Source organism: Stieleria tagensis, from assembly GCF_024129865.1.
In the GTDB taxonomy this organism is placed as follows: Bacteria; Planctomycetota; Planctomycetia; order Pirellulales; family Pirellulaceae; genus Stieleria; species Stieleria tagensis.
This window is the reverse complement of the sequence record NZ_JAMYFE010000156.1, coordinates 1-21,670: the sequence shown is the minus strand read 5'-3', so window position 1 is coordinate 21,670 and position 21,670 is coordinate 1. Positions and strand designations below refer to the sequence as shown.

Annotated in this window: 13 protein-coding genes; 5 read left to right on the top strand and 8 right to left on the bottom strand. The window is 55.2% G+C overall.

Annotated features, from left to right (window positions below; genetic code table 11):
- Positions 1 to 170: 170 nt before the first annotated feature.
- On the bottom strand, positions 171 to 1,637 hold the full coding sequence (locus NHH03_RS27085) for a hypothetical protein (protein WP_253161488.1): 1,467 nt from the start codon (positions 1,635 to 1,637) through the stop codon (positions 171 to 173).
- A 158-nt stretch (positions 1,638 to 1,795) separates the two neighbouring features.
- On the opposite strand from NHH03_RS27085, the gene NHH03_RS27080 reads away from it, so the two are divergent.
- Positions 1,796 to 2,203 carry an FHA domain-containing protein gene (locus NHH03_RS27080; RefSeq protein ID WP_253161487.1) on the top strand — a complete coding sequence of 136 codons (408 nt, stop codon included), beginning with the start codon at positions 1,796 to 1,798 and terminating at the stop codon, positions 2,201 to 2,203.
- On the opposite strand, the gene NHH03_RS27075 is transcribed toward NHH03_RS27080, so the two are convergent.
- The 5 genes from NHH03_RS27075 to NHH03_RS27055 all read right to left on the bottom strand — a co-directional run bounded on the left by NHH03_RS27075 (position 2,200) and on the right by NHH03_RS27055 (position 13,177).
- A complete protein-coding gene (locus tag NHH03_RS27075) occupies positions 2,200 to 3,633 on the bottom strand; it encodes a DUF1501 domain-containing protein (protein WP_253161486.1) in 1,434 nt (477 codons plus the stop codon). The two genes, NHH03_RS27080 and NHH03_RS27075, sit on opposite strands and share 4 nt — an antisense overlap.
- Positions 3,630 to 6,470 (bottom strand): DUF1553 domain-containing protein, encoded by a 2,841-nt coding sequence (locus NHH03_RS27070; RefSeq protein ID WP_253161485.1) that lies wholly within the window; start codon positions 6,468 to 6,470, stop codon positions 3,630 to 3,632. Before NHH03_RS27070 ends, NHH03_RS27075 begins: the two co-directional genes overlap by 4 nt.
- 184 nt (positions 6,471 to 6,654) lie before the next feature.
- The gene (locus tag NHH03_RS27065) at positions 6,655 to 8,058 is read right to left on the bottom strand and encodes a DUF1501 domain-containing protein (protein ID WP_253161484.1); all 1,404 of its coding nucleotides are present in this window, start codon (positions 8,056 to 8,058) and stop codon (positions 6,655 to 6,657) included.
- Positions 8,059 to 8,080: 22 nt separating this feature from the next.
- Entirely contained in the window at positions 8,081 to 11,386 is a 3,306-nt protein-coding gene (locus NHH03_RS27060; RefSeq protein WP_253161483.1) for a PSD1 and planctomycete cytochrome C domain-containing protein, read from the bottom strand.
- A gap of 192 nt (positions 11,387 to 11,578) precedes the next feature.
- The gene (locus NHH03_RS27055) at positions 11,579 to 13,177 is read right to left on the bottom strand and encodes a fucose isomerase (protein WP_253161482.1); all 1,599 of its coding nucleotides are present in this window, start codon (positions 13,175 to 13,177) and stop codon (positions 11,579 to 11,581) included.
- 294 nt (positions 13,178 to 13,471) lie between these two features.
- Between NHH03_RS27055 and NHH03_RS27050 the strand changes: the two genes are divergently transcribed.
- From NHH03_RS27050 to NHH03_RS27040, 3 genes are read left to right on the top strand one after another with little or no spacing between them, the layout of a single operon-like run.
- A complete protein-coding gene (locus tag NHH03_RS27050; RefSeq protein ID WP_253161481.1) occupies positions 13,472 to 14,284 on the top strand; it encodes a polyphosphate polymerase domain-containing protein in 813 nt (270 codons plus the stop codon).
- Complete coding sequence (locus tag NHH03_RS27045) at positions 14,284 to 14,976, top strand: DUF4956 domain-containing protein (RefSeq protein ID WP_253161480.1); 693 nt, start codon at positions 14,284 to 14,286, stop codon at positions 14,974 to 14,976. The genes NHH03_RS27050 and NHH03_RS27045 overlap by 1 nt, the downstream gene beginning before the upstream one ends.
- 8 nt (positions 14,977 to 14,984) lie before the next feature.
- Positions 14,985 to 16,310 carry an HlyD family efflux transporter periplasmic adaptor subunit gene (locus NHH03_RS27040; RefSeq protein ID WP_253161479.1) on the top strand — a complete coding sequence of 442 codons (1,326 nt, stop codon included), beginning with the start codon at positions 14,985 to 14,987 and terminating at the stop codon, positions 16,308 to 16,310.
- Here NHH03_RS27040 and NHH03_RS27035 read toward each other — a convergent pair.
- Together NHH03_RS27035 and lepA are read right to left on the bottom strand one after the other, a co-directional pair.
- Positions 16,304 to 17,755, bottom strand: coding sequence for a TolC family protein (locus tag NHH03_RS27035; protein WP_253161478.1), 1,452 nt, complete (start codon positions 17,753 to 17,755; stop codon positions 16,304 to 16,306). The two genes, NHH03_RS27040 and NHH03_RS27035, sit on opposite strands and share 7 nt — an antisense overlap.
- Before the next feature lie 261 nt (positions 17,756 to 18,016).
- Positions 18,017 to 19,813, bottom strand: a complete 1,797-nt coding sequence (gene lepA, locus NHH03_RS27030; RefSeq protein ID WP_253161477.1) for a translation elongation factor 4 — start codon at positions 19,811 to 19,813, stop codon at positions 18,017 to 18,019.
- Between the two features lie 368 nt (positions 19,814 to 20,181).
- On the opposite strand from lepA, the gene NHH03_RS27025 reads away from it, so the two are divergent.
- Positions 20,182 to 21,351, top strand: coding sequence for a hypothetical protein (locus NHH03_RS27025; RefSeq protein WP_253161476.1), 1,170 nt, complete (start codon positions 20,182 to 20,184; stop codon positions 21,349 to 21,351).
- Positions 21,352 to 21,670: the final 319 nt, after the last annotated feature.

Below are 21,670 nucleotides of genomic sequence, written 5' to 3'. Positions count from 1 at the left end.
AAAAGCGCAACTTCAAAACTGACGCGTCGGGTTACCATAAGAGCGCAACTTCAAAACTCACGCGTCGGGTTGTGATGAGACGCGACTTGACCGTACGGGCGAATCAACCTGCGGGCGAATCAACGTCTGTGCGATCAAAGTCTGTGCGATCAAACCTGAATCGCTGTGTATCAATCACGGTGAATAAACGGGCCCGCTTCGGCATCCAAGATGGCTTTGTATTGATCCAAATGTTGGCGATTTCCGATTCGTTTTAGGTTTTCCGCCAAGACAACGTTGTCCGCCGTACGCAAAAAACGCTCGTACTTGACCCGCCGCTTCGCCTCATCCGTTTCAGGTTGTTCCGTCAGTTCACGGTAGCGCTGATAGTCGGCGTGTTGCTGAATCGCATCAATGAATTCTCCGCTACGACTCGTCATCAACTCCACCGCCACCGGGTTCACAACATTGGCCAATTCCGGCCAGCGACGTTCGATGTCATTGGCAATTCGATGCTTCAACCGATCACTCGGCGACTCTTCACGACGACGACGTGAACGTCCACGACCTCGTTCAGGCCGCGCTTCTTTCCCGGCTTCCGTCAAACGGTCTTCACCTTTTAAATCCAATTGTTCGGACAGCCCCTCCAAAACAGCCCGGTCGGTGGCGGAAGCGAGTTCCAGGATCAGAGAGTAGGGTTCTTCGTCGCTCAGCAGCGCCGAGTCCTCCTCGGCGAACTTGCTGTACTCGCTTAAAAATTCTCCGGACGACTTGATGGGCAAATCAATCGTGTCTGCGGTCAACACGGTGTAGGCATGTGCTTCATCCAGACCAATCACGCCATCGCCGTTGTAATCGGGACGTTCGATCGGATCACCGGTGCGACTGCGTCCGGAAAGCGCCGCCCAAAAATAGGTGCTGTATTCGACGTAACTTTTTTCATCGACTTCGGGTGTGCAGCCGGCCGCAGATCGATCATGCACGGTGGCGAAGAATCCACACCGGTTTTGGCTGGACAAGCCTCGATCGGGGTCACCACCATTGAAAATAAACTTCGCGAACCCACCGGCGTGGCATTGCACCATCACCGCAATCACTTGGACTCCGCTGGGAAGCCCATCCAGCAGCTTCACAAACTCGGTCATCTTGATCGACGTGTTGTCCCAGGTCGCGATGGTCGTGTCGTAGGGATTCCGCGAGTCCCGGCTGCGATTTCCGTGGGCAGTCACGAACAGCATCAAACGATCCTCCGCCTTCATCTTGGAACCGGTCTCGCTAAACCACTTCCGGATCTGTTCGGGACGTGTGTTCCCACGCACATTTGGGATCTTGTGGTTGCGGTAGGACAATCCCAGTGAAGATCGACTGCCAAAGAACTCTGCCATCAATTGATTGGCCAACGGAATCGAATCCGGGTCCATCACCTGCAGGTCCTTTCCGCGATCGTTCCCATCGGCAAAGTAGATGTCGTTGTTGCCGTGGTCGGCTCCCTGCTCTCGCAGCACACGCTGAAAAAACAACACGTTATTCTCCAGCGAGGCTTGATTGCCGGACGGTGCATAGCCACCGCCAATCGTTAGAAAGAAGTCTTCCCCAGACGCATGGCGTTCCGCACAAACCGCAAAAATCGCGATCAGCAAATAGGGTCGCAGTGGCATATCGATGGTCCCAAAGGGCTCGGAGAGTGGTTGGGAATTTTCTCGGATTTGTGGCCTGCAACGTCAAAAACGTCGACGGTCTGCCCCGGTTACTGTAAGCTCAGACAATTGCCGCAGGGACGATCTCATCTTATCTCCTCTGTCTCCGGAATACTGCCATGAATTACAAGTTTGTCTTGGTGGATCACCAAAATGCAAGTGACAAGTCCGAATGGGTGCTGTCGCCGCCCGTCACCGTCGGGCGTTGCCCGACCGTCGACATCACGCTGAACGATGGATCGATCAGTCGAAAGCACTGCCAGTTCCTCATTGACCCTTACGACTCGCTGATCGTGCGGGATTTGGGTTCCAAAAACGGAGTCTTTATCGATGAACAACGTGTTGAAAAAGCGATCGTGGTACCGGGAACCAACATCCGCATCGGAATGGTCAATCTGCGTGCGGAACTGACCGATGAAGAACTGGACCAGATTGATGACGATGATCAAGTGTTTGACTTAGACGCAGCGTATGATTTGGGCGAAACCCACCCGGTCAAAATCTATCGCCCCGAAGCAGACGTCTAAGCAAGGATTTCGTGGATCACGTCACCATGCACATCGGTCAATCGGCGATCGAGTCCGTTGTGGTACCACGTCAGTCGCTGGTGATCGAACCCTAACAAGTGCAACACGGTGGCATAGAAATCCCAGACAGTCGTCGGGTTGGATTGTGCACGCCGGCCGAATTCATCAGTCGCCCCATGACTGACGCCTGGTTTGATACCCGCACCCATCATCCAGCATGTGAATCCGTCCGGGTTATGATCCCGACCAGTGGTGCCTTGTTGATGCGTTGGCATGCGTCCAAATTCGGTGGTCCACAACACCAAGGTGTCTTCCAGCAACCCGCTACGTTTTAAATCAGACAGCAATGCTGCGGTCGGTTGATCAAAAACCGGGCAGTGACGTTCGTAATCCGCTTTTAACGTCTTGTGTGCATCCCAATTCAGTAGCCCATCGACTCCGGAGGCGCGCGAAGCACAGTACAGGTTTACATAACGCACATTCCGTTCCAACAATCGACGTGCCAAGATACAGTTGCGTGCATAGGCGGACTTCAATCGATTCGAATCATCGGCTCCGTACATCGCTAGGGTCTGCGCTGATTCGGTCGAGAGATCGGAAACCTCTGGGGCGGACAACTGCATTTTCGCCGCCAATGAATAAGCCGCCACACGAGCTTGCAACTCACTTTGTCCGGGGTGTCGATCGGCAAACCGCTGATTCATTTGATCAAGCAAGGCACGCGTGTCACGCTCCGCACCGACGCCGATCGAACCGGGACGTTCCAGATTTCGAATTGGCATCTGGTTGCTCATCATGATGGCTTGGTGTTCGGCCGGTAGAAAACCATTGGACCAGTTTGCTTTTCCGTTTGGCGGTTCGCCGCGAATATCGGGTATGGCAACGTAAGCTGGCAAATTCTCATTCTCGCTGCCCAGCGCATGGCTGACCCAAGATCCGGCACTCGGAAATCCTTCCGAATCATGCCCGGTATTCATGAACACACATCCGGGACCATGCGTGTTGGTTTTGCTGAGCATTGCGTGCAGAAACGCAATGTCATCGACATGTTTTGAAAGATGCGGCAGCATCGAACTGATCGCTTTCCCGCTGTTTCCCCCGGCAACAAAAGGCCAGGGGCTGCGCATCAAATTACCATTCTTGCCCTGGAACGAGACCAGGTTTTCTTCTCCCGGCATCGGCTGGCCGTGCATCTTGTCCAGCATCGGCTTGTGTTCCCACAAATCCATGTGCGACGCCGCACCAGGGCAAAAGATTTGCAGAACGCGCTTTGCTTTGGCAGGATGGTGGACGGATTCGGGGGCCGATTGTCCGGCGATTCCACGACCGGCGTTGATCAGATCCAGTAAACCGATTCCGGCCAGTCCGGTCGACACCCGACCCAGCATCTGACGCCGTGTTTGATCGATTTGATTGAAATTAAATGTCATTGCACGTAGATCAGCTCGCTGGTGTTGAACAGAGTTCGGCAAAAAGCCACCAAACCATGCTGGAGGATCAGGTCGCGACAGGGTTGAATTTCATCACTTTCGGCAGACCGACCAAAACAAAGCTGAAACGCAAACTGAATTTGCTCGTCCAGCTGATCCGATTCTTGTTTCAACCGGTCCGCGAGCGCCGCTGACATGTCCAATGTGAATTGATGGTTCAACATTGTCAGAGCTTGCAACGGTGTCGTGGTCCTGGCACGTCGCGGTGTACTGAAGGCACAATCCGGCTGGTCAAATTCGGTCATCAGGTCAACGATCGAGGCCCGCGCGTTTTGATGGTAAACCGCACGTCGATACGTTTCTCTGCCGTGTTCATCCAATGGCTTGTACGTTGACACGTTATCCTGCATGTAGTGATACAAACGAAATCCTGGGCCGCCGTCGGGGACCCGGATGTCCGGTTCGATGGATCGATTCCAGCTGCCGCTGACCTGCAACATCGTGTCGCGAACCTCTTCGGCCGACAATCTGCGCGGCGGGAATCGCCACAACAATTGGGATTGCCCATCCACGCTGGCAGCGGCTTCGCGATAGTCGGCGGATTGTTGATAGGTTTTGGACAGCATGATCATTCGATGCAGCGGTTTCAGACGCCAGTCGTGCTGCTGCAGTTGTCTGGCTAAATAATCCAGTAGTTTCGGATGCGATGGTTGGCCACCCATGTAGCCAAAATCACTGGGGGTGCGAACGATTCCAGCGCCAAAATGGTATTGCCAGACTCGATTCGCCAACACACGCGGCGTGAGCGGATTTGCCGGGTTTGTGATCCAGCGAGCGAGCTCTAAACGACGCTGGGACTCTGCCGAATCGGCGGGCAATTGATATGCAAAATCTTGGGCGTGCGAATTTGTATTGGCGACATGGTCAAACACATGCATGCTGTGTGGAACGACAGCGTCACCCGGCTTTTGTGGGCTGCCGCCTAAAAAGACATGAAACGGACCTTTGGCAAGCTCTGGGCTTCTTGTTCCCACCCACGCACTCGGCAGGGTTGGTATCTGTCTGATCGAGTCATTGATTAGACCGAGCTGTTTCTGCAAATCATCGATCGCGGCACGTTCATCGTTTGTTGTTTCCAACTGCGCAAGACGGTGCTCTCGGTGCACTCGACCATCCGGGGAATTCGCAGTCTGTGCAGGCTGGCGGTCATCCCCATTAGCGACCTCTGTCCAGGTTTCGCCGTCCAGCGACGTTTCGATTCGGTAGTCCGCCACAAACACAAACTTATTGTGTCCCGGGTCGGGCTCATCCATCGCGCTCGAAAACACCACGCGGTTGATGGCGGTGGTCTCGCCTAGCTCAATCGTCAGGTCTGAACCGACCGCCATAAACCGAGCTCCAGTTTCCCCGTCGATCGTCAACTGAGGCCCGTAGGCCCCGGGAAAGTCTTCGATCTGTCTCGCTCGGCCACTGGCCTTGCCACCGGCGGATGCCAACGCGACGTTGCGGGGTTTCGGTTCGTCCGACCAAATTTGAAATTCGTCGATGCGAAAACCGGACGCACTTTTGGGATTGATATCTTGAGCCTCACAGATCAAACGCACAAATTTTGCGCTGATTGCTGGAAACGATTCCGTTGTCCCGGATCGGTCGACCGGAGGACGCGTCCAACGGCTTTCATACACATCACGATTGACCTCGGCTCGTTCTAAAACCGCTTGCTTCTGCGCCGCAATTTTGGCTTCGATCTCACGTTTCTGTTTCTCCAGCGGCTGAATTAATGCTGCCCGCTTGGACTGTTGTTCGTCCGAGGCCAACGGAGCAGTGCCGTGCACCATCCCCGCGAACGAAGTGAAAAACGCGTAGTAGTCCTGTTGTTTGATCGGATCGAATTTGTGATCGTGACAGCGGGCGCAACCGACCGTCAATCCCAGAAACGCTTCGCTGGTGGCACGAATCATTTCGTCCAGAGTATTGGCCCGGATTTGGGCCTGTTGGACCGCGTCTTGATTGTTCACGTTGTCGTAGGGACCGGCAACCAGAAAGGCGCTGCCGATGATCGTGTCGGGTTGGTCGGGATCAATCACATCGCCGGCCAAGTGTTCACGAATCAATTGGTCAAACGGTCTGTCTTCATTGATGTTGCGAATCACGTAGTCGCGAAAGGGCCACAAATTGTCGATGATGTTGTTGCGTTCAAAACCAACGCTCTCACCGAACCGCACCACGTCCAACCAATGTCTTCCCCAACGTTCACCATAGTGATTCGAGGCAAGTAATCGATCGATCAGTTTGGCGTAGGCATCAGGTGATGGGTCATTCACAAACGATTGAATTTCCTGCACCGTGGGCGGCAAACCGATCAAGTCATAGGTCGCCCGGCGGATCAAATCCTTGCGATCGGCTGCAGGATTGCGTTGCAGTCCCTGCTTCTTCAGCGACTCGTCAATCAACTGATCGATCGTCTCAGTCGGGTTGGAATCATCGTCAATCGTCGGCAAACTCCGCAGAGGCTGGAAGGCCCACCAGTCGGAACCGCCTTTGGATTCGTGCTGAACAACGAAATCATCCGGCCAGTCGCTGCCCTGATTGATCCAATCACGAACGATGCTGACCTGACCGGTTGACAATGGTTCGCCGTCGGCCGGCATTTGAGGTGGGGCATCGTCGGAGCCCGTGATTAGTTCCAGCAGATGGCTGTTGGCTGCATCACCGTCCAGGATGAAATCGTTTTCTCGCAGCGACTGGATCGTCGCCAACGACAGATCACCCTTCGCATTGCCGGGTCGATGACAGCGCAAACAGTGCTCCCGCAAGATCGGCGCGACCTGCGACACAAAATCAACCTTCGGCCCAGACCCTTCAGCCGCCACTGACTGACTGAATCCACTCCCTGTCGTGAAGCAGTCCCAGCAGACGAGCCAACAAAGCAAGACGATAAAAGGGTAACGCGGCATTGTTCGCAAGTCGAATGTTCGGGTGGAGTCGAAAAGTCGGCCGTGGTTGGACCGTGGGCGACCGTCATGCCAGAATGTCGTGAATGACGTTGCCATGCACATCGGTCAGTCGAAAATCACGCCCGGCATAGCGATAGGTTAAACGTTCGTGGTCAAATCCCATCATGTGTAACAAGGTGGCGTGGAAATCATGCACATGCACCTCGTCTTCGACGACGTCCAATCCGGTTTCCGAAGTCACACCGTGGACATAGCCCGGTTTGGCTCCGCCGCCGGCCAACACATAACTAAAACCACGATGATGGTGATCTCGCCCCACTTGGCTAGTGACCGGCAATTGGACTGTTGGAGTTCGCCCCATTTCACCACCCCAGATGACCAAGGTGTCTTTCAGTAGCCCCAGACGCTTTAGATCGGTCAGCAGGGCAGCCAGTGGTTTGTCGGTTTCATTGCACAGACGTTTGTGAGCGCCCGCGATGTTGGTGTGGCTGTCCCAAGGCTGGCCGGCACCGTGGTAAACCTGGACATAGCGAACACCACGCTCGACCAACCGCCGAGCGATTAACATCTGACGTCCTTGTCGTTCGGTACCATACAGATCCTGGATGTTCTGCGGTTCGCCGGTGGTGTCGAATGCATCCAATGCCTCGCCTTGCATTCGAAACGCAAGCTCCAACGATTCGATACGAGCTTCCAATTGCGGGTCGGCTGAGCGAGTCGATTGGTGCGAACGATTTAGCTGCTGGATCAAACTCAACTGACGGCGTTGTTGACGCGGCACCATTGTGTCGTTTTGAACGTTGTCGACCAATTGCGTCGGGTCGGTAACATTGGTGTCGACATGCATGCCCTGATAGACGCCCGGTAGAAAAGCACTGCGCCAATTTGCCGAGCGTGCCGTTGGTAAACCGCCCGGACACATCACCACATAACCGGGCAGCGATTGGTTCTCGGTCCCCAATCCATACAAGGCCCAAGAGCCCACCGACGGCATGGTGCGAATCATATCGCCACAATTCATCATCATCAGGGCCTGTTCGTGATTGGGCACATCCGTCGTCATCGAGCGGATCAAACACAGGTCGTCAGCGTGTTTGGCCAAGTTCGGCAACAGTTCGCTGATCTCCATGCCGGACTCGCCGTGTTTGGAGAATTTAAAGGGCGAGGCATGGGCGACGCCGGCAATCCGACGGTTCGACTTGTCTAAATCCGGTAGTGTCTTGCCATGCAGTTTCTGCAATGCCGGTTTGGGGTCGAACAGGTCGATCTGCGAGGGGCCACCGTTGGCGAACACATGGATGATGTGTTTTGCACGCGCCGGAAAATGGGGCTCACGCGGTGAAAGCGGGCTGGAAATGGAGTCGGCCTGGGCCTGTTCGGTGAGCAACGCCGACGCCGCCAAGCCACCGATGCCAAACCCACAACGCTGCAACATTTGCCGTCGTGAGGGAAGATAGAGTTGATTCATGTGCGTTTCTCTGTGTAGCGGATCAATCAACGAACAGAAATTCGTTGGTCATCATCAGTGCCTGGGCGGTCTGTTCCCAAGGGCTAAGCGGTGGCGGGGGTGGGCCCGAAAAATCGCGTCCGGAAGACCAAGTTTCCAACACGTTTTTCTTCGTTTCATCGCGATGTTCGATCAGCACCGTCCAGCGGTGGCCATCCGCCGTCGAACTTTGTAGCGGATCGACCACAAAATCAATTGAGTCACCCGTTTTGACCGAATGAATTCCACAGGCGGTTTTTGATTGGCCCGTGACCAGAGTGGTTTCGAAAATCGGTTTGCCGTTGATTCGAATCACCGCACGAACACCGTCACCGCGCTCTGATTTGCGTTCCAATGTTCCAGCGATCCTGATCAGCATGTCTGCCGGTGCGGTCCAACGCCGAATGGTTGCTTGTTCCGAATTCTTTCCCGGATGTCCACCGCTACTCGATAGCATCGCATAGCCCAAAACGGGAGATGGAAACTCACTTTCGTAGCTGTATCGTTTTCCGTCAAAATGGGTCAACGGTTTAAAATCAGCGGTCGCACCACCCACACGCCCGAACCCGTACTGCCAGCGAACCGGCTGGCCACCACGCAAGCGATCGGCGTGATTGACAAATGATTTGATCATCGCGATTTCGTTGGGACGCGCATCGCGTTGCAGAACAGAATCCACCAAAATGCGAATCCGCTGTGCATCGGTTTCAGCGGCCTGGAAATCATCGTGGGCAATCAGCGCCCGGGCCTGTTCGGTGACAAACGGATTGTTCATGGCAAACAGCGCTTGCTGGGGCACCAGAGTCTCGGTGCGCTGTGCCGACGAAACGTCAGCCGAGGGGACGTCGAATGTCGCAAACAACGGATCGGGATCAACGCGATCGACATAGGCGTACAGCGTCCGTCGAGTTGGATGTGGATTGGCGGACAACACCACACTGCGACCACCAATTGAAGAATCCAGTGTGCCCGCCACAGCCAACATCGCGTCTCGCATCGATTCGAAATCGAGACGCCGACGATTCTGGTGCCACAGCAGTTGGTTGATCGCGTCAATCTCCACTGCGCTGGTGCCATCGTCCCGTGTCGGTGGATCCATCGCCGACGAACTTTGGCGGTAGGTGTTGGACAGCATGATGGTTCGGTGCAACCACTTCAGCGACCATTTTTTTTCAACGAGTGATGCGGCCAAGAAATCCATCAACTCTTGCTGGGCCGGCGGTTCACTGCGCAACCCGAAATCGCCAGCATCAGCCACCAGACCGTTGCCGAAATGCATTCGCCAAATCCGATTGACGATCACTCGCGACGTCAACGGATTCTCCGCCTTGACAATTTCTTCTGCCAACTCCAATCGACCGCTACCGTTTTCAAACTTGGTCGGCCCCGATGCGGCTGAGAAGTATTCCGGAAATCGTCGATCGACATTGGGTCCGCGACGTGAGGGATCACCGCGAAACATGACAAACACCGGACGAAATTGATCGGCTTCGGCCAGCGCCATCGCTTTGCTGGGGGCGCCTGGGTGAGTGGCTTGTACGTCCGCGATCGCCTGCTGGAACTTCAACAGTTTTTGACGTCCTTTGCCCAACAATCGAGATGCCGCCGACGCGGCGCGGGGTGTGATTGAAAACGGTCCGTCTGGGTCAGCGATCGCCTGCTGAATCTGTGCGCAATTCGGATCCGATTCAGATCCGGATTGTTCAAACACTTTGCCGAGCTGCTCGACAAGGTCGCTGCGGCTGTTGGATTGCTCCACTGCGACGCGCACCGGCGTGACCAGCGCATCACCATGTTGTGACAGATAAGTCGATTTCTTTTCGGCAAAATTCTTGTCTGGTTGGGCAACAAGATCCACCAAAGGACCAAACACGGGGTGTGATGCATTCGACGCTCGCTTGCGAAATCGATCCAGATTCGTTGCGATCGGCGTCATCGCCATCTCTGATAGATCGTTCTTTGAAATCAGTCCGCGAATCGTTGCCGCCTTGGTGATGTTCAGTTCCAAATAGCCCTGCAGATACTTCGTTGGCGATGCTTTGAACGCCTCCATCGCTGCGTCGGCCAGTCCCGCTTCGTAGTCTCGCAGTTTGGACGTCTCGGCATCCAACGCGGATTGAAACTGATCGGCTAGCTCCGCCGACACTGTACGACCGAGCGGATTCTCGATGGTCGGGAACTCTGAGGGACGCACGCTGTCGCGGAACACACCGTACAACGAGTAGTAATCCTCGATCGACAGCGGGTCATACTTGTGGTCGTGACAGCGAGCGCAGGATCCCGTCAGTCCCATCAACCCACGCGTAACAACATCGACGCGATCCGCGATTCGTTCGTGCAGATTGTTGCGATACAGCGGACCGACTGTCAAAAAACCTAACGCCGCCAAATTGGGATCATCATCGCGTTCGGTCAAAAAGTCGGCTGCCAGTTGCTGGCGGACAAAATCGTCGTATGGCAAATCGCTATTAAAGGCCTGAATCAACCAATCGCGGTAGGTGTAGGCATAGGGATAACGCAAGTCGGCGGCGGCTTGAAAATCCCGCGTGTCTGCGTAGCGTGCCACATCCATCCAACGACGTGCCATGCGTTCGCCGTAGTGATCACTGGCCAATAACCCATCCACGATTTCGACATAGGTCTTGCCGTGTAAGCTTGGCTGGCCGAACACCGACTGAATGATCTGGGGCGTTGGTGGCAATCCGATCAAATCATTGAAGGCACGCCGAATCAACGTGGTCCGTTTGGCCGGTTTCGAATGCGTTAGCCCGTTGGTATCAAGTTTCGCCAAAACGAATTTGTCGATCGGTGTTCGCGCCCAATCCGGATCGGATGTTTCCGGCTGGGGCGGCATCTCGATCGCCGCGAACGCCCAATGGGAATCGGCCACTTTACGGATCGCGTCTTGATCACCTAGCGATGGTTTTGCGATGGCATCCGACTCGGGCCACACAGCACCCTGACGGACCCAACGCACCAATTTAGCGATCTCTTCGGGGGACAGCGGCGCTTCCGGTGGCATTTCCAAACCTTCATAGCGCACCGCTTCGATCAGCAAACTGGATTCTGGCTGTCCGGGCACGATCGCCGCACCACTGTCACCGCCGTCGATCAACGCTTGGCGGAAATCCAGCCGGATGCCACCCTCCTGCTTATCTGCGTTGTGGCACTCGAAACAGTGCTTGGACAGCAGCGGCCGAATTTGGTTTTCGAAGAACGCTTCACTCTTTGCCTGCGTTTCGGCCCTGACAGCCGAACTCAGCACAATGGCAATCAACACAGGGCCGATGATGCAATTCGATCGTTTCATAGGTGGGGCATTCAGGCGGGGGAGGGGTCACCGATAGTGTAACCGATCACGCCGTTGCCAGAGCAATCTGGAGTGTTCCCGGTCCTCACAACCTAGGGTTACGGTCTACACCGTTGGCGTGAACATCCCCCGATCCAGAATCAAGACCTCCTGCCGTCGCTGGGGTGTTGGTAGACGACCGCAGCCTCGATTTCAGACCCCGCACAAAGCGACTTCCATTCCAAGTTCTTGTGCCGCAATTGCTTTGGCGTACATCGCTTGGTCAGCCGCCTCGGCCGAATCCGCGTAGGCAACCTGAATGTGGTTCGCTTTGTGCCGGGCCATCATCTGATTGCGGCTGACTCCGTGCAGAACCGCATGCATGATCGGCCATTGAGGCGTTGTGCTGTCCCAACGACGCTGTGTTTCCGCCGCTGGCAGATCGAGCGCCGAAGCCCGGCCAAGGTCCATTTTTAACCGATTGTCTTCAACGTAAATTCGCGACCAGACCACTTCGCCTGGTTTGCTGATGCCACGAATCGTGCTGCCCCCGGACGGGAAATACATCGGCGGCTGGCGGAAACCCTCCGCAGCGGCCCAGCCGCCGGCAAAATGCGAAGCCGGGACGGCGCCACTGATCTCCAACACCCAGACCTCGTCATCGGTCGTTCCAGAACGATCAGCGTCGGACCAACGCAAATCATGCAAGGTGTTCTCCGTTGGCTGCCCCAGGGCGGCGTGCACACGTTGTGTCAACAATCCATCCAGACCGGCACACTCATCGACTTCGTTGAAATGCGTGATCGCAACACCAGCGTACAGTTCACGTGATCCGTCGCGTGATCGTACCGGTGGTCGAACCGAGTCGTTCAACATGCCTTCGACCAAGTCACTAGCCGGCAGCAGGTCCTTGAGCCCTTGCTGATATTGAATCCCGATGCAGTCACAACCAAAGTCATCCGCAATGCGAACCGCCGCAATGTAGGTTCGGCACTGGTCCAAAATCTGTGCGTCGGTCAAGTCCGTCGCGTGCTCTGGCCCGGTATGGAACTTCATGCCGGCTTGATCCAACCAATCACGCACCGCTTGCGCGTCAGCGTCGCTGACTTGTTTGGTTTCGTGGTACAGAGCTGACTGGCTCAGGCGCTCTTTGAAAACTCCCACGGGATTGAGCAAATGGTCGGGAATGATGGCGTTGAACATCCCCATGCAGCCTTCGTCGAACACACCCATGATGGCTTTGTCGCCACGCAATTTAGCGGCAACCTGCTGGCCGACCTGCTTGGCTTGGTCGCCTGCCGCGGATGAGTCGAATTTGTTGACATGTGATAGGTCGTGGGTGACGCTGCCACTGGATAACCATTGCCCAAGCAGTTCATTGAACCAATCGTCGGCAAAGGTTTCACTCCACAGCGAACTGTAGCGAACGCCCGCTTTGGTCAACGAACCGTTCAAATTCAGCAACCCGACCAATCCCGGCCACTGCCCCGACCAGTTTGCCACGGTCAAGATCGGGCCGCGATGGGTCATCAAACCGGCCAACACGTGATGCGAATACTGCCAGACAGCTTCGGCCACAATCAAGGGCGCATCGGGATCGATTCCCCGAAAAACCTCGATGCCTTGCCGCTGCGAAGCGATGAAACCGTGCCCACAGGTTGCATCAAACGCATGCCCCCGGCTCACGCCCCAACCGTGTTTCCCCAAGGCCGACGACAGAGCGGCTTCCATGGACTGTTGTGCAGGCCAGCAAACTTGGTTGGCCGATTCGCGAAGATCGCCTGACGCGATCAAAGTGACAGATTGATTCATTGTTCGATCAGATGAAGTTTGAGACCGCGGCGTGCGCCAGCGTCGGGCACGTTTTAACCACAGTCAAAAATTTGGAAAACAGCTCCGCCCCCCCTTAGTGGAGATTTATTTTGTCCATTCGAGGGCTAATGGTTGAGTATTGATCTTTATCAAGACATAATGAAACCTTCATATTTGGGTTGAGTTAACGCTCAGGCGTTCACCAACATCGGTCTTCCGGTGGTCAGCGGGTTGATCGGTGTCGCTTTTCTTCTCTTCGAACTCGTCCTACAAGCCAAGGTCACCATGCATTCAATGGCATCGCACGACGCGATTCAGTCAAGCCGCTCGGAGCTGAAATTCACAATCGATGAAGCCCAATCGAAAGCGATTCGCGAATACTTGAGCGGCCGAATGCGCGCCGATCCGAACAGCGCCGCCGGTAGCTACCCGGTCTGCAGCGTCTACTTGGATAGCCCCGATGATTTGTTGTACCAGCAAACGGTCCAGGGAATACGCAATCGCTATAAGTTACGGGTCAGGATCTATGACGGCGACCCGACCCACCCCGCATTTTTGGAAATTAAAAGCCGCGATGGACGGGCGGTGAAGAAAAAGCGAGCCAAGGTCGACCGCAAGGTGGCTACCGCGATGCTGTCCGGTGAAACCGTCGCCATTGATGCATTCGGTACAAACAGCGCATTTCAAACCACGAACAAAGATTGGATCGCCTTTCAAGAGTTCTCGCGGTTGCGTGATCGAGTGGGCGCGCGGGGCACGACCTACGTTTACTACCAGCGCGAGGCGTATGTGTCACCGCAGAATACAGATTGGCGGGCAACCTTCGATCGCCAGTTGCTGGCCAGTCCCTATCAGTCGGGCACGATGATCACCATCCCCAAACAGACGATTCCAACGCGGCATCACGACACCGTGGTGTTCGAGTTGAAATTCACCGATCGATTTCCGCGATGGATGCAAGAATTGGTGCGAGCGTTCAATCTGATTTCAGGCCCGTTTCCCAAGTACCTGACCTGCCGGGATAGCATCGTGCCGACGAGGAACAACCGACAACTGCCGCCGCACATGATGTCCACTACCGGTGCCAACACGTTGGGACGAACCTGATGTCACTGTGGATCGACAGTGTGATGCGAAATGATCGTGCGCCCACGGCTGACTTCCAGTCGATGTTGTTCACGTTCTTCATGGCATTTGTGATGGGGCAAGTGGTGGGATGGGTGTATCAACGCACCCATTCCGGGCTGTCCTATTCACAGTCCTTCACTGCCAGCATGGTGACGCTGCCGATCTTGGTCGCGATGATGATGCTGTTGATGGCCGACAATCTTTCGATCGCCTTTGGATTGCTAGCCGTGTTCGCTGTGGTCCGATTTCGCAATGTCTTGAAAGACACTCGTGACACCGTATTTGTGCTGTGGTCGATTGTCGAAGGCATGGCGGTCGGCACGGGCCGCTCCACGCTGGCTTTGGTCGGATCTGTATTCATCGGTGCGGTGATGTTCTACCTGTACGTCACACAATATGGTGCCCGCCATAACTTTGACACCATCGTCAACCTGATGTTCAACTCTGACTCGGACGAAGTCAGTGCCGCGATCGATCGTGTCCTCAATCGCCACAGTTTGACGTCTCAATTGGCATCGGCCCAGGAAGTCAGCCCGGGCAACGTCGACGTGTCCTATCGATTGACACTACGCAATCCGGCCCGGCGATTGGAACTTGAATCAGAACTCCGTGGGCTGGACCAAGTCCAACGCGTTTCGATTTTTGCGCACGAAGATGAATCGGAGGCATAGAGCGTCGTATGCCGTCTACCGCAAACCGCATTCCCGTCCCACTGCCACATCGCATTCGCTATCTGTTGTCACAACAGTTGCAAGGGGTTCTGTTCCTGCTGAGCTTAGTCGCCGTCGGAGTGTTGTGGATGCGGCGAACTCCACGCGTGATCATTTCTGGCCAAGTTGAAATGATCCAAGTGACCGTACCGGCATCACAAGATGGTGTGCTGCAATGGAGCGAACCGGCCATCACCCGGTTCGACCGCGTGCAGAAAGGAGTCACCGCAATCGCCAAACTTGACGTTTCCGAATCGCTGTTGGAAATGCAGACGCTGACCGCCGAGCGCCGTCAACTGGAAGCCGAATTGGACGCCCAGCGGCAATCTCTCTCGCGTGACCAAATTGAATGGGATCGTCAGACCGACGAAGACCACCGACAACGAAAGCAACAGACGATCGACCTCCAGCGCGCCCAGTTGGATGCTCGTGAACACGTCGATGCACTGCGCCGTGAATGGGGTGACCTGGATCAACGCCACCGATTGTTGTTGATCAAACATCAAGAAACGAAGCAACAAATCACCACTGCCGACGTTGAAATCAAGACTCTCAACGCCCAACTCGCACGCATCAAATCCTTGGTCGAACAACGGATGAGTCCCGCCAGTGAATCGACGTTGATCGAGCAACAGCTGGCGCTCGTCCGCAAGACACAAACCGATGCCGTCGAACTGGAAAAGACCATCGCGAACCATTTGTTGGAACTCAACCGCCAGACTCAGGCCACCGGCGAACGATTGCAGGGTGCATTGGCCGAACAAGAACGCATCACATTGATCGCGGATGCCAAACAGGGCGTTGCCCCAACCGACCGCGCATCACCAGGCCTGTCGTCACTTGATAGCGCAGCCATGTTGGAACCCTACGTCCAAGCGCTGGTGGTGCAGGATGTCAAAATCCAAGCCTTGGCACACAAAATTGCTTCGAATCAAATCCTCGCTCCGGTCTCTGGTGCAATCACAGAAATCCACCAACCGCCTGGTACGTTTGTCCGTGGCGGTGATCCGATTGTGACCATCGCGTCGGACCAAAGCCGCTGGATCGTTGCTTACCTGGATCAAAAAGATCGCCAATCGGTCGCCCCCAATTCCAAAGTCCAAATCACGTTGGTCGGCACCGAATCGCTACAGGTGGAATCAGCGGTGGCCGAAATCGGAAATCATTACGAATCCATCCCTGAAGAACTGTTGCGCAATATGGACGTGCAGCAATGGGGTGTGCCGATCAAAATCCCGCTGCCACCAGGCATCAGCACGACGCCCGGACAACTGGTCCAACTCGTGATCTACTGAATGGATCCCGGTGCGATCGCATGCAGCCGCAACCGTGAACGAATGACGGCAAAGCGGTATTCCAATTCCAGTTGATCGCGTTGCTGGTCCAGAATCGCTTCCTCGATCTGCAATCTTTGTTGGCCGGTCAATTCCTGGTGATTCTGTGCCGCGGCCAGGATTCGTTGCTGGTCGTCCACAAAAGTGTCCTGACGATAGCTCTCTAACTGAGTCGCGATCGATTGCAGTTCACGAAAATCACGGGCAGCTTGAGCCGCGACCGCGTGGCGCACTAGCTGGACCCGATCTTCCATTGACTTCGCACTGACCTCTGCCGCTGTGGTTTCGGCTTGCACGTTACGGTGATTCGGCAGATCGGTTTGAAATCGCAATCCGACTTGGTCGTCGCGGCGCCCCAAGCGATGGTCGTAGCGCGGCCCCGCTTCCATCGCTGGCAATTCGTTGCGAGCCGCTTGATATGTCAGCCATCCGGCCACGGTTGCCGACTGTGCCGCAGCCAATTCCGCCGAGTCTGAGAGTGCGGCGTCGACGACTTCGGCCAATGCAGGAAGTGCTAATGATTCGGTCTGCAAGGAATTATCGATCACCACACTCGGGTGACCTTCTAAACCAGCCGAGCCGTCAATTCCCATCCACTGTGCCACCGTATCCCGCGCGATCGCCAAATCACGTTCGGTCTCGAAAACGCGTCCAACAGCACGTTGAGCTGCGGAATGTGCCGTGGCAAAGTCGACCAAGTTGGCTGCCGCATCACCATCACGCAGCTCTGGATCGGACAGCTGCTTTCGCTCGCGGCTGATTTCATCGGCGCGTCGATCCAATTCTAAACGCTGTTGCAAATAGATCGTTTGCAATGTCACTGACAACACTTCATCGCTCGTCACACGAACCGTCCGCTGATGCTCGGCGATCGCCGTGGCCAGTTCCGCTTGTGCAATTCGAATCTGTGCGTCTTGCTGAGCTCGCTGACCAATCGGAAACGTCAGTCGCGCCGACGCCGATGAAGCCCCCGATTGGTCGTGCACCGGTGTGTCCACATCCAAAACCAGCTCCGGCGGAGTGGCTTGACCGGCAACGGCAATGTTTGCCCGCGACTGCTCGATGGCTCTCCGAGTCGCGATCACCGCGGGATGATTTTGTCGCGCGAGTGCCAGGACTTCGCCGATCGAGTATCCGCCTGACGGCTGTGACGGACGTTCCGGAAATTCCAAGTTTCCATCACTGGGGTCGGGGGCCAATTCATAGGCCACCAACTCCACCGCATCATGTCGAAGTTCCCGATCCGTTTCCGGCAGAGAGTCCGGCGCTGTCGCAATCTCTGCGAATCCTTGCCCCATCGGCGCCACTGCAAGCGGAGCACAGCCACCCATCCAACACAGCAGCAAACAAACCGCGGCATGAGGCGCGGCGGCCGAACGACGGTCAATGGAATGCTCAACAGCCAAGGGATCATTGAATCCAGTGGTGATGGGGACGAGTGGATTGTTAGCAAATAGTCCCGGGCACGGTTCCAAGTCAAGATCGACCCTATTTCCAGATCGCTGACCACTCCTCTCCAGAGGGGCGTTAGGTGAGGGGGCTGGCGACGACCCACAAATGGCAACCCGACGCGAAAGTGCAACTTCTCAACGCGTCAGCGGGTGATCAAACAAAACTTTTGGGTAATCGCCAGCCTCCTCAGCCCCAGCCCTTCTCCCCCCAAAGTTTCAGTCTTTGTCGGCTCTTAGCACCGAGACAAACGCCTTCTGAGGAATATTGACGCTGCCGAACTGCTTCATCTTGGCCTTGCCCTTTTTCTGCTTCTCCAACAGTTTCTTCTTCCGTGACACGTCGCCGCCATACAGTTTTGCGGTCACGTCTTTGCGGAACGGCTGGATGGTGGCCCGGGCGATGATGGTGCCGCCAATCGCGCCTTGGATCGGGATCTTGAACTGGTGACGAGGGATCGCCTCGGCAAGCTGTTCGCAGTAGTGCAGTGCACGCGTCCGAGCCTTGTCGCGGTGCACCAAATACGACAAGGCATCGATCGGTTCCTTGTTGACCAAAATGTCGACCTTCACCACATCGGTCTTGCGATATTCGATCGGTACATAGTCAAACGACCCATAGCCTCGGGTGATCATTTTCAACTTGCCGTAGAAATCGAACAGCACTTCGCCCAATGGCATTTCACTGGTCACTTCCACGCGCCCTGCAGACAAGTAGTTCATCGTCTGACTTTCCGATCGATGGTCGCGGCACAATTCCATCACCGCACCAACGTATTCCTCTGGCGTCAGGATTTGTGCTTTGATGTACGGCTCGCTGGCTGAATCAATGGTCGATGGATCCGGCCAATAGCTGGGGTTGTCGACGTCAATGTTGCTGCCGTCTTTCAACTCAACCTGGTACTTGACCGAAGGTGCGGAGATGACCAGTCCGATGTCAAATTCGCGTTGCAGTCGTTCTTGGACAACGTCCAGGTGCAACAGCCCCAAAAAGCCACAGCGAAACCCAAATCCGAGCGCCGCCGAACTGTCTTTTTCAAATGTTAATGCCGCATCGTTAATCGCCAACTTTTCCAGCGCTTTGGTCAAATCCTGGTACTGATCGGTGCTCATCGGATAGACCGAAGAAAACACCACTTGGCGCGCCGCTTGATAACCGGGGATCGGCTCCGTTGCCGGCCGATCAAGCAACGTGATCGTGTCTCCGATCTCGATGTCTTGCACACTCTTGACGCCAGCGACGATGTACCCGACTTCTCCGGCAGACAGTTGCTTCTTGGGATTCAGTTTGAATTGGTTGTATCCAAGCTCATCGACGGTGAAGTCTCGATCGGCATGCATGAAGTGAATCGTGTCGCGAGGTTTCAACGTGCCGTCCATCACTCGACATTGCAGAATCACACCTCGGTACTTGTCAAAGTATGCGTCAAACACCAACGCTTTCAGCGGCGCCTGCGGGTCGCCTTTGGGGCTCGGCAGGTGTTCGACAATACCGTTCAGGACATCCTCGATACCCTGTCCGGTTTTGGCCGACACGGGAATTGCCGCAAACGGATCGAGTCCCAAATCAGAATCAATTTCCAGTCGCACGCGGTCCACGTCTGCGGCGGGAAGATCGATTTTGTTGATCACCGGCAACAGTTCCAGATCGTATTCCAGCGCCAAGTACAGATTGGCAACCGTCTGGGCCTCGACGCCTTGGGATGCATCGACCACCATCAACGCCCCCTCGCATGCCATCAGCGACCGCCGGACTTCGTGCGAAAAATCCACGTGTCCAGGAGTATCGATCAGGTTCAATTGGTACTCAAGACCATCTGCGGCGGTGTACGACAGCGTCACCGTATTGCTTTTGATCGTGATCCCACGCTCCCGCTCGATGTCCATCGAATCGAGCATCTGGTCATGGAATTCGCGTTGCGTCACCCCACCACAGGCTTGGATCAACCGGTCAGCCAATGTCGACTTGCCATGATCAATGTGGGCAATAATGCAAAAGTTTCGAATTCGTTCCATATACCGTGGCTTTCTCGAAAGGCGGGGGCAGTGGCAGAGCTCCAACCCAGAATCCTAGTGAATCCCGGCAAACTACGACAGAGGCTCCATGCCGGTCCGCTGCTGCGGCCAACGTCGAGAGCTGAAAAATCCGAAATCAGTGATGTCAGGCTGGCCATTGATCCGACGACGGATTTTTTGTGACAGCGACAAGTCCACGTGTCTATCCCTGAAAATCGCTACCACTCCAACCGTGTTGCCCCTTGAGTTTGTCGATTGAAACACATGCGTGACGAGATCAACTTCGGGACAGTCTCCACAGCGGGAAACGACGATGAACTTAAAAGATTTTGGAGTCTTGTCTAATTGACAAAAATAAGCAGAGAACCATGACCAGAACACTCGCTCGACTTGCCTTACTTGTCGTCTTCTCAAATGTGATTGCCTTTTCCACGGCATCCGGCGGAGAAGGTTTTTTGAAAGACTGTGACGACAATGGTTGTGATTCCCACTCATGGGGAAGCTTTGACGGATGGCACTTGGGTCAATGCCTTTCCTCACAGGATCAACCCTGCGAGATTGTTCCCGGAATGTTCGGCGACGGTGGGTTGGTCATTCCCAGAACCTTTTCAAATGTTGGCGGGACGCGAGCTGTATTCCAAAACCACATCTACAAGGTCGCAGAGAACAATTCGGCACTTCCCCAAAATCGCATCGGGTTCAACTTCAATGCATTGGGCGATGTGTACAGTGGATTGTCTGGCGATCAAGTCGAGAAGGACATTTACGAGTACCGACTTTTTGCCGAGAAAACGCTGCTGAACGGTTTGATCTCACTGGATTTCATGTTGCCATTTTATACGACATCGAAATACAGCTATCCGTCGAACCTGGATTTGGTGGTTAATGGCCCCGGTACGGAAAGCACTTTTGGCGACATTGCCTTTGGCTTGAAGGCGCTGTTGCATCGCTCGGAGCACGCGGCATACTCCGCGGGACTCCGTATTGAAGCGCCGACCGCGGAAGAAATCACCGCGCCGCCGGGTCCAGCCCTGTTTTATGAGAGTATTCGTGACGACGTTTGGAATTTCACTCCCTACTTCGCGACCCTCTGGCAGCCATCGGATCGAGTGTTTACGCAATCGTTTGTTTCCTATCGGATGAATACCGGGACACTCAAAGAAGTACCTAGCACTCGTACATTCCGCGAACCGAGCTACTTCATGGCCGATGTGTCGATCGGCTATTGGCTCTACCGCAACGCACACTCGAATTACCTGACCGGGTTGGCTCCCACATTTGAGTTGCACTACACCGGTGCATGGGATAAGGAGCAACCCGACGGAACGGTCAACAATGTGATCTATGGCCATACGGATCGTCTGAACATGACCGCCGGGCTAACCGCAATGTTGGGGCGCCGCGTTTCCGCTGGGCTCGCCATCTCAGCACCACTGAGAGACAAACCAGCGACAGTAGGCTCCACGGATTCCCCGTCGACCGACCGAGCCTATGACTGGGCTGCTATCGCCAATCTGACCTACCACTTTGGTGGCTGAATTTTTGCAAGCAGATAGACCTGCCTGGTTTCGAAGCGACGACATTCGATCGTCGCTCCCCGAGCAATGTCATAACAGCTCGAGTTCCTGGGGACAGTTCCTGAGAGCCCGAGTTCCCGGGGACAGACCTCTTCAGTTCCTCGCTCAGTTCCCGGGGACAGACCTCACGCTCAGTTCCCGGGGACAGACCTCACGCTCAGTTCCCGGGGACAGACCTCAAGCTCAGTTCCCGGGGACAGACCTCAAGCCAGTGGGGTTTGACAGCGATCGCTGCGGGGGTTCTAATGGGGGCCTGTTGGTTGGGGTTGCAGGGTAAGCG

Coding starts and splice junctions, on each gene's coding strand:
- NHH03_RS27085 (WP_253161488.1), bottom strand. CDS start 1,637: ATGCCACTGCGACCCTATTTGCTGATCGCGATTTTTGCGGTTTGTGCG.
- NHH03_RS27080 (WP_253161487.1), top strand. CDS start 1,796: ATGAATTACAAGTTTGTCTTGGTGGATCACCAAAATGCAAGTGACAAG.
- NHH03_RS27075 (WP_253161486.1), bottom strand. CDS start 3,633: ATGACATTTAATTTCAATCAAATCGATCAAACACGGCGTCAGATGCTG.
- NHH03_RS27065 (WP_253161484.1), bottom strand. CDS start 8,058: ATGAATCAACTCTATCTTCCCTCACGACGGCAAATGTTGCAGCGTTGT.
- NHH03_RS27060 (WP_253161483.1), bottom strand. CDS start 11,386: ATGAAACGATCGAATTGCATCATCGGCCCTGTGTTGATTGCCATTGTG.
- NHH03_RS27055 (WP_253161482.1), bottom strand. CDS start 13,177: ATGAATCAATCTGTCACTTTGATCGCGTCAGGCGATCTTCGCGAATCG.
- NHH03_RS27050 (WP_253161481.1), top strand. CDS start 13,472: ATGGCATCGCACGACGCGATTCAGTCAAGCCGCTCGGAGCTGAAATTC.
- NHH03_RS27045 (WP_253161480.1), top strand. CDS start 14,284: ATGTCACTGTGGATCGACAGTGTGATGCGAAATGATCGTGCGCCCACG.
- NHH03_RS27040 (WP_253161479.1), top strand. CDS start 14,985: ATGCCGTCTACCGCAAACCGCATTCCCGTCCCACTGCCACATCGCATT.
- lepA (WP_253161477.1), bottom strand. CDS start 19,813: ATGGAACGAATTCGAAACTTTTGCATTATTGCCCACATTGATCATGGC.
- NHH03_RS27025 (WP_253161476.1), top strand. CDS start 20,182: ATGACCAGAACACTCGCTCGACTTGCCTTACTTGTCGTCTTCTCAAAT.